Origin of the sequence: Sphingobium sp. ba1 (genome assembly GCF_000743655.1) — a bacterium.
Taxonomy (GTDB): Bacteria; Pseudomonadota; Alphaproteobacteria; order Sphingomonadales; family Sphingomonadaceae; genus Sphingobium.
On record NZ_JPPQ01000069.1, the window covers coordinates 2,808,622 to 2,816,874 of the forward strand.

An 8,253-nucleotide genomic window follows, 5' to 3' on the forward strand; every position below is an offset into this window, starting at 1 on the left:
GCCAAGCGTTTGAAGGAAGCGCAGAATACCGCAGCGATGCTGACCACGTATAATGACGTGGACATGACCAACATCATCGAGGCGCGCGCGAAGTATAAAGACCTGTTCGAAAAGAAGCATGGCGTCCGTCTGGGCTTCATGGGCTTCTTCACGAAAGCGGTCTGCATGGCGCTCCGCGACATTCCGGGCGTCAATGCGCAGATTGAAGGCGACGAGATCGTCTACAATAATTTCTGCGACATCTCGGTCGCGGTGTCGGCGCCCACCGGCCTCGTCGTTCCGGTCATCCGCAACGCGGAATCGCTCAGCGTCGCCGAGATCGAAAAGACCATTGGCGGCTTTGGCAAGAAGGCCAAGGAAGGCAAGCTGACCATGGAAGATATGAAGGGCGGCACCTTCACCATCTCCAATGGCGGCGTGTTCGGCTCGCTGCTGTCCAGCCCGATCATCAACCCGCCCCAGTCGGGCGTGCTGGGCCTGCACCGGATCGAAGACCGCCCGGTCGTTCGCGATGGTCAGATCGTGATCCGTCCGATGATGTATCTGGCGCTCAGCTATGATCATCGCATGGTCGACGGTCGCGAAGCGGTGACCTTCCTCGTCGCGGTCAAGAACGCGATCGAAGACCCGACCCGCCTGCTGATCGACCTGTAAAAGTCACAATCAGACACCATATCCGTTCGGGCTGAGCCTGTCGAAGCCCCGTCCTTTCTGTGCAAAGGACAAAAGAAGCAGTAATGCCCTTCGACAGGCTCAGGGCGAACGGAGAATAACATGTCCGATTTCGACTATGACGTTCTGGTGATCGGGTCCGGCCCCGGCGGTTATGTCGCCGCGATCCGCGCCGCGCAGTTGGGTCTCAAGACCGCCTGCGCCGAAAGCCGCGATACGCTGGGCGGCACCTGCCTCAATGTCGGCTGCATCCCGTCCAAGGCGATGCTGCACGCCTCCGAACTTTATGACGAAGCGGCCAATGGCACGCTCGCCAAGCTCGGCGTCAAGATCGACAAGATGAGCCTCGACCTGACCACCATGCAGGGCCAGCGCGCCGATGCGGTCAAGGGCCTGACCGGCGGCATCGAATTTCTGTTCAAGAAGAACAAGGTGACCTGGCTCAAGGGCCTGGCCAGCTTCACCGGCGCGAACACCGTCGAGATCAACGGCGAAAAGGTAACGGCCAAGAATATCGTCATCGCCACCGGCTCGTCGGTCACGCCACTTCCCGGTGTCGAAGTCGACAATGACGGCGGCAAGATCGTCGATTCGACCGGCGCGCTGGTGCTGGACAAGGTGCCGGGCCATCTAGTGGTCGTCGGCGGCGGTGTCATCGGCCTGGAAATGGGCAGCGTATGGCGTCGCCTGGGCGCCAAGGTCACCGTCGTCGAATATCTCGACCAGATCCTGCCCGGCATGGACGGTGAAGTCCGCAAGGAAGCCAACAAGATCTTCAAGAAGCAGGGCTTCGACTATAAGCTCGGCACCAAGGTCACCGGCGCGAAGGCGCATGACAAGGGCGTGACGCTGACCGTCGAACCCGCGGCCGGTGGGGACGCCGAAACGATCGAAGCCGATGTCGTGCTGGTATCGATCGGCCGCCGCCCCAACACCAACGGCCTTGGCCTCGACAAGATCGGCCTGGAACTGAACGCGCGCGGCCAGATCGAAACCGATCACGAGTTCGGCACGAAGGTTCCCGGCGTCTGGGCGATTGGCGACGTCATCCCCGGCCCGATGCTGGCGCACAAGGCTGAGGATGAAGGCATTGCGGTCGCCGAGAATATCGCGGGCCTGACCGGCATCGTGAATCACGACCTGATCCCCTCGGTCGTCTACACCAAGCCCGAAATCGCGGGCGTCGGCCTGACCGAAGAAGCCGCCAAGGAAAAGGGCGCGATCAAGGTCGGCAAATTCCCGATGATGGCCAACAGCCGCGCCAAGACCAACCACGAACCCGAAGGCTTCGTGAAGATCATCGCCGACGCCGACACCGACAAGGTGCTGGGCGTCTGGATCATCGCCACCCCCGCCGGCACGATGATCGCGCAGGCGGCGCAGGCGATGGAGTTCGGCGCATCGAGCGAAGACATCGCCTATACCTGCCATGCGCATCCCACGCACAGCGAAGCGATCAAGGAAGCCGCCATGGCGGTCACCGGCAAACCGATCCACATGTGATCGCCGCCAGCTTGCGCACATGAAAAAGGCCTCCGCAAAACGGAGGCCTTTTTCATGTCATTGCCTTGCAAGGGTCGGAAGCAGGACTGACTATGGCATTATAAGACCCCGTTCGTCCTGAGTAGCCATTGAGCGAAGTCGAAATGGCATATCGAAGGATCAGGCGCTGCATATAATGCTTCGATACGAGCCTTCGACAAGCTCAGTCTCTACTCAGCACGAACGGATGTTATATAACCGATCCAGAGTCATCATGGTTTATGATCAGATGGAGAGGTGTCACTCTATCGAGACAGAAAATAGCTCTGTCCCACAATCTGCCTGAAAAGCACGACGTTCACCCGCCCACTCCCCTATCGCCGATAGCGCCCCTCATCGACCCACCGCGCCGTCAGCGCCGCCGCCGCTTCCACATCCTGCGGGAAATCGACCTCCTGCCACGGCAACCCGTCGATCGACACGGTGCCCACCCGATTGCCCTTGGCGATGATGTCGATCGCGCGCAGATACCAGCGTTCCACCCCTTCGGGCGTCCGCATCATCTGGTTGATCTGGTTGCGGAAAATCGCCGGACCTTCGCCGGTGAACGCCAACATGCCGATCGATTCGGCATTGGTGTCGGGCGGTAGCAGCCGCTTGCCGATATGGTGCAGGCGGCCGCTCTCGTCGCGGTTCACCTTCATGTCGTCATCATCATAATCGCCGTCGGGCTTCACATCGACGGTGACAGTGATCGCATCGGTCGCCCCCGCGATCAACTTGGCGACGATCTCGTCCGACACGATGGTATCGCCATTCAGGATGATGAAGTCGCGGTCCATCTCTTCCCGCACGATCCAGCAGGTGCCGAGGTTATCGGCAACCTGGAAGAAAGGATTGAACACCGTGCGGATACGCGCGCCCGTCTCGCGATAGAGCTGCAACGCATGATCCTCGACCCGCTCGGTGCGGAAACCCGTCACCACCACGATGTCGGTCACGCCATTGGCGACCAAAGCGGCGACCTGCCAGCTGATGAGAGTACGCCCGTTAAATTCGATCATGCATTTGGGCACGTCGCGGGTCAGCGGCAACAGGCGTGAGCCTTGCCCGGCGGAAAGGATGATGGCTTTGCTGATCGTCATAGCGCGCGGCCTTAAACGGCAATTTGGCCGAAAAAAAGGCGGGGTTTGCACGACGGCCCCAACCCCCTAGACAGGCGCACGCCGGATGACCGGCATCCGGGTGAAAGGCCAGGGCAGACGTGAAGGTCAAACGCGGATCGGGGCAGGCAGGCGACGGCTTTTCGCGCATCCTGGCCAATACAGGCTGGCTGCTGGGCGGCAAGGGCGTCGGCGCGATCCTCAGCATCGCCTATCTCGCCATCGTCACCCGGACGCTCGGAGTCGCCGATTTCGGCCGCTTCGCCCTGGTGCTGAGCGCCGCGCAGGTGATCAAGACGCTGGTGTCCTTCGATAGCTGGCAGATCGTCGTCCGCTATGGCCAGCCACATCTGACCGCGGGCCATGGCGATGCGCTCAACCGGGTACTACGCTTCTGCATCCTCATCGACCTGGCATCGGCGGTCGCGGGCGGGCTGATCGCCGCCGCCATCCTGCTCCTGTTCGCCGACCTGCTGGAGGTCGGACCGCATATGGCCTGGCAGGTCTGGCTCTTCTGCATGGTGATGATGATCACCATCCGCTCCAGCCCGACCGGCCTGTTGCGCCTGTTCGACCGGTTCGACAGCGCCGCGCTCGCCGAAACCATGATCCCGGTGGGGCGGATGATCGGCGCCGGGGCGGCGCTGCTGTGGATGCCCGACATTACCGGCTTCCTCATCGCCTGGGCCTTTGCCGAACTGCTCTGCGCGCTCAGCTATTGGGGGCTGGCTTTGCGTGTCGGCCATGGCCGCATCGGCCATTGGCGCGCCGGACGGGCGCTCGATGCGCGCCGCGAAAATCCCGGCATCATCGGCTTCCTGACCGCCACCAATTTGCAGACCAGCCTGTCCTCGATCGGCCAGCAGGTCGCGGTGCTGATCGTCGGCGCCTTCGCCGGCCCCGTCGGCGCGGGCCTCTATCGCCTCGCCAACCAGCTCGCCAATTCGTTGACCAAGATCAGCAGCTTGCTGTCGCGCAGCATCTTCGTCGAACTGTCGCGCACCAGCAGCCATGGCAAGGACGCGCTCGGCGCGCTGTTCCGCCGCACCAACCGGCTGGCGCTGATCGCGGGCGCGGTCATCATCGCGCTGATCGCGACCATCGGCCGTCCGTTGCTGGGCTTCATCGCCGGGCCGGACTTCCTGCCCGCCTATCCGCTGCTGCTGCTGCTGGGCATCGCTGCCTGTATCGAACTGATCGGCGTCAGCTACCGCCCGCTGCTGATGGCGACCGATCGCGCGGGCCTGTCGCTGCGCATCACCTTCGTCGCGACCCTGTTGCTGCTCGGCCTGCAAGCTGCATTGCTACCGGTCTACGGCACGATCGGCGCAGCGGTCGCGAACATCGTCGCTGCGCTCGCCGGTTTCGCGATGATGGGCTGGGCCAGTCGCCGGGCCGTGGCGGGCGACAAGTAAGCCACCCACCGCCGTTCGTTTCGAGCGCAGTCGAGAAACCCTCGCGCTGGTTTCTCGACCACGCTCGAAACGAACGGGTAACTCAACCCTACCGCCTCGCCAATATCGCCTCGATCAAGTCCACATCCGCCTGCTTGTCCGCGTCGATGCACGCTTCGGGCTGCGCCATCGCCACCAGCCGCGCCACCAGGCCAAGACGCCGCCCGACCCGCGCCATGCCGCCCCGCAACGTCGAAATCCGCAACAGCGCGCCGATCAGCGCCAGCGGTCCGAAAGCGGACAGGATTTTCCACCCCTTCTTGCGGTCCTGCTCCACCTCCTGCCACAAGGCGATCACCGGCCGGGCCTTCTCACTGCCGAACCAGAAGATATTCGCACCCGACCAGCCGCCATCGCGAAATTTGAGCCAGGTCCGCCGCGATTGCGGATAGCGCGCCAGCAGCGTCGCCCGTTCGACCATAGCCACCGCAACATCCGCGCCCGTCGCCTCGGCAATGAACTGATCCAACATCGCCCGATCGAGCAGCACATGATCCGCCGTGGTCAGCAACAACGGAAAGGGCATATCGCCCGCCTCCATCAACGCCAGCAACGAAGAGGCAATCCCCGCCCCGCCCCGCTCGAACCGCACGCGCGGATGCGCGCCCAGCCACGCCGTTGCGGGATCAGTGGCAAAGGCATCGGCCCGCTGCGTCAGGACGATCACTTGCCCGATCGCAGGATGATCGAGCAGCGCACGCGCCGGGCGGTTGATCATCGGCTCGCCTGCGACCGGCGCGAGCGGCTTGACCGGCACGCCGGCGGCGATCGCCAGCGGATCGGGAATGGGCCGCGCACCCGCAAGCAGGATGGCAGTGACGGAAGCCGGAGCGGAAGCAATCATCCTCGCTCGTTACCCAAGCGACACCCGCGCGGGAAGCGGCTTATTTTCCGCTGGCGACCGGCGCGGCCGATGGCACTTCGGCAAAGGCCTGGCGCTGGCCCACGGGCAGCCCCTTGTAGCGCGCCAGTTGCGCGCGGAACGCCCGCAAATCATTGCCCGCCAACTGCGCCGTCGTCGTGAACTTCACCGACAACGGGTTTACCGTCGCGCCACCGCGATAAAGTTCATAATGGAGATGCGGCCCGGTCGATAGGCCGGTCGACCCGACATAGCCGATCACCTGCCCCCGGCGGACACGCTGGCCCGGCGCGGCGGCGATGCGGCTCATATGCGCATAGCCGCTGGCAATGCCGCCGCCATGCTGGATGCGCACATAATTACCATGCCCGCCATGCCGACCGGCATAGGCGGTCACGCCATCCGTGACCGCATAGATGGGCGATCCATAGCGCGCCGCGAAATCGATCCCCGCATGCATCCGGCTATAGCCCAAAATCGGGTGCCGCCGCATGCCATAGCTGGACGACATGCGCCCGGCGACCGGGGCCGACAGCACGCCGCGCCGCTCGCCAACGCCCGACGCCTCGAACCATTCGGTGCGGCCATTGCTGGTCCATTTGAGCATGTCGACCGATTTGCCGCGCGCGCGTTGCAACCCGGCATAAAGCAGGTCGCCCACTTCGATATCGCCCGTCTCCGCGCGGCGATATTCGGTCACGATGTCGTAGCGGTCCCCCGCGCCGATGCCGCCCAGATCGACCTGCCCCGCAATCACCCGCAGGAAAGCCTGCACCGCCTTGGGCGGGGCACCGGCGGCACGGGCCGAGCGATAGATGCTATCGCCCACCACGCCCTGAATGCGCAGCGGCGTATTATCGACGCGGATCGGGATGCGCCGCACCGACAGCACCCCGCCCGCCCGCTCCAGTTCCAGCGCCAGGTCGAGCCGCGCGCGGAACGCCAGCCGATCAAGCGGCCGGGGCCGGTCGCGGCTCGCGCGGCGGCCCAATATGATGTCGAGCCGCGTGCCCGGCTTCACCCCGTCACTGATATCCGCCCCGACCAGCGCATTGATCGTCGCCACGTCCCCACTGCTGACCCCCGCGCGCGACAAAGCGCGTGCCAGCGTGTCGCTGCTGCCGACCTGGGCATTGAGTTCGATCTGCGGCCGTTCGGGCGTCTGGCGCAATGGCTGCACCGCATCGGTCGCGCCCATCCGCCGCCCGCTGTCCGCACCCAGCGCCAGCGGCGTGATCATCTGGCTGCGCACTTCGTCATAGTGCGCTTCGGCCATCGTCCGGCCGGGCAGCCCCGGAATCGGCTTGAAACCGGGCGACAGATACAGCGCCGTCGCGCACAGCCCGAAACAGGTGGCGAGGCCCCGAAACCAGGTCGGGCTGCCGATCCGTTGGGCAAGGTCGGGGACCAGTTCCACCTCATCCGCCCATTCGCGCAGCCGCATCCGCCAGTCGCGCCGCGGCACCGGCGCAGGCTGGCGCAGCGAGTCGGCCAGCCATAGCGACATGGTGGCGCCGCCCTGCTGCGATCCGAACTGGCTATCCTGAAACAAACCGACGACCCCCAGGGGCATGATAGCATTGCTTGGCGACGCAACGGCCCCCGCGCCATGCGTCGGGCCAGACCCTTGTGAAGCGACAGGGTTAAAGTCAATTTAAGACGCGCCGATGACGCACCCGTCTGCGACGACCCGTGCCACGGACCCGATAGGAATGCACCAAGGTAGGGAACCCGCGAATCTCCTTGCTCCATCGCCCCCCATGCTCGACAGAGGGGCACCATGGTTGCCTTTGCCCGATCGCCCGTCACCGCCGTCCTGGGGCCAACCAATACCGGCAAGACCCATCTCGCGGTAGAGCGGATGTGCGGGCACAGCAGCGGCATGATGGGCTTCCCCCTCCGCCTGCTCGCCCGCGAAGTCTATGACCGGGTGGTCGCGATCAAAGGCCCGGCACAGGTCGCGCTGATCACCGGCGAGGAAAAGATCGTCCCGCCCCACGCCCGCTATTTCCTCTGCACCGCCGAATCCATGCCGATCACCGGCGATTATGCCTTCGTCGCGCTGGACGAAGCGCAACTGGGCGCAGACCCCGAACGCGGCCATATCTTCACTGACCGGCTGCTCCGCGCGCGCGGGCGCGAGGAAACCATGATCCTTGGCTCGGCCAGTATCGCCCGCACCGTCAAGGCGCTGGTCAAGGATGTCGAGATCATCGGCCGCCCGCGTTTCTCCACCTTGTCCTATGCCGGCGCGAAGAAGCTCTCGCGCCTGCCCAAACGCTCCGCCATCGTCGCCTTCTCGGCCGAGGAGGTCTATGCCGTCGCCGAAATGCTGCGGCGGTTCCGGGGCGGTGCCGCCGTGGTGATGGGCGCGCTGTCCCCCCGCACCCGCAATGCGCAGGTGCAGATGTTCCTTAATGGCGAGGTCGATTATCTCGTCGCCACCGACGCGATCGGCATGGGGCTGAACCTCGACGTCGCCCATGTCGCCTTCGCCTCGCTGCGCAAGTTCGACGGCCGCCGCACCCGCCGCCTGACGGTCAGCGAAATGGCACAGATCGCCGGGCGCGCCGGGCGGCATCACAAGGACGGCACCTTCGGCAGTCTGGGCGGCGAAGAC

At 64.5% G+C, this 8,253-nt stretch carries 7 protein-coding genes; 4 read left to right on the top strand and 3 right to left on the bottom strand.

Annotation, left to right across the window (positions count from 1 at the left end):
• Positions 1 to 654, top strand: a 654-nt coding sequence (sucB, locus tag IL54_RS16825) for a dihydrolipoyllysine-residue succinyltransferase (protein WP_037477099.1), incomplete at its 5' end; no start/stop codon positions are given.
• Positions 655 to 774: 120 nt separating this feature from the next.
• Positions 775 to 2,175, top strand: coding sequence for a dihydrolipoyl dehydrogenase (gene lpdA, locus IL54_RS16830; RefSeq protein ID WP_037477102.1), 1,401 nt, complete (start codon positions 775 to 777; stop codon positions 2,173 to 2,175).
• 353 nt (positions 2,176 to 2,528) lie between these two features.
• Here the strand turns inward: lpdA and IL54_RS16835 are convergent, their stop codons facing one another.
• Positions 2,529 to 3,299 carry a phosphocholine cytidylyltransferase family protein gene (locus IL54_RS16835; RefSeq protein ID WP_037477105.1) on the bottom strand — a complete coding sequence of 257 codons (771 nt, stop codon included), beginning with the start codon at positions 3,297 to 3,299 and terminating at the stop codon, positions 2,529 to 2,531.
• A gap of 119 nt (positions 3,300 to 3,418) precedes the next feature.
• Between IL54_RS16835 and IL54_RS16840 the strand changes: the two genes are divergently transcribed.
• On the top strand, positions 3,419 to 4,732 hold the full coding sequence (locus tag IL54_RS16840) for a lipopolysaccharide biosynthesis protein (protein ID WP_037477108.1): 1,314 nt from the start codon (positions 3,419 to 3,421) through the stop codon (positions 4,730 to 4,732).
• An 88-nt stretch (positions 4,733 to 4,820) separates the two neighbouring features.
• On the opposite strand, the gene IL54_RS16845 is transcribed toward IL54_RS16840, so the two are convergent.
• Together IL54_RS16845 and IL54_RS16850 are read right to left on the bottom strand one after the other, a co-directional pair.
• Entirely contained in the window at positions 4,821 to 5,615 is a 795-nt protein-coding gene (locus IL54_RS16845) for a nucleotidyltransferase family protein (protein WP_037477111.1), read from the bottom strand.
• Between the two features lie 40 nt (positions 5,616 to 5,655).
• Positions 5,656 to 7,206, bottom strand: a complete 1,551-nt coding sequence (locus tag IL54_RS16850; protein ID WP_037477114.1) for a M23 family metallopeptidase — start codon at positions 7,204 to 7,206, stop codon at positions 5,656 to 5,658.
• A gap of 207 nt (positions 7,207 to 7,413) precedes the next feature.
• Between IL54_RS16850 and IL54_RS25025 the strand changes: the two genes are divergently transcribed.
• A partial coding sequence (locus IL54_RS25025; protein WP_272945516.1) for a helicase-related protein occupies positions 7,414 to 8,253 on the top strand: 840 nt, incomplete at its 3' end.

Bases quoted from the DNA above. Each gene is read 5' to 3' on its own strand.
- lpdA (WP_037477102.1), top strand. From the start codon at position 775: ATGTCCGATTTCGACTATGACGTTCTGGTGATCGGGTCCGGCCCCGGC.
- IL54_RS16835 (WP_037477105.1), bottom strand. From the start codon at position 3,299: ATGACGATCAGCAAAGCCATCATCCTTTCCGCCGGGCAAGGCTCACGC.
- IL54_RS16850 (WP_037477114.1), bottom strand. From the start codon at position 7,206: ATGCCCCTGGGGGTCGTCGGTTTGTTTCAGGATAGCCAGTTCGGATCG.
- IL54_RS16845 (WP_037477111.1), bottom strand. From the start codon at position 5,615: ATGATTGCTTCCGCTCCGGCTTCCGTCACTGCCATCCTGCTTGCGGGT.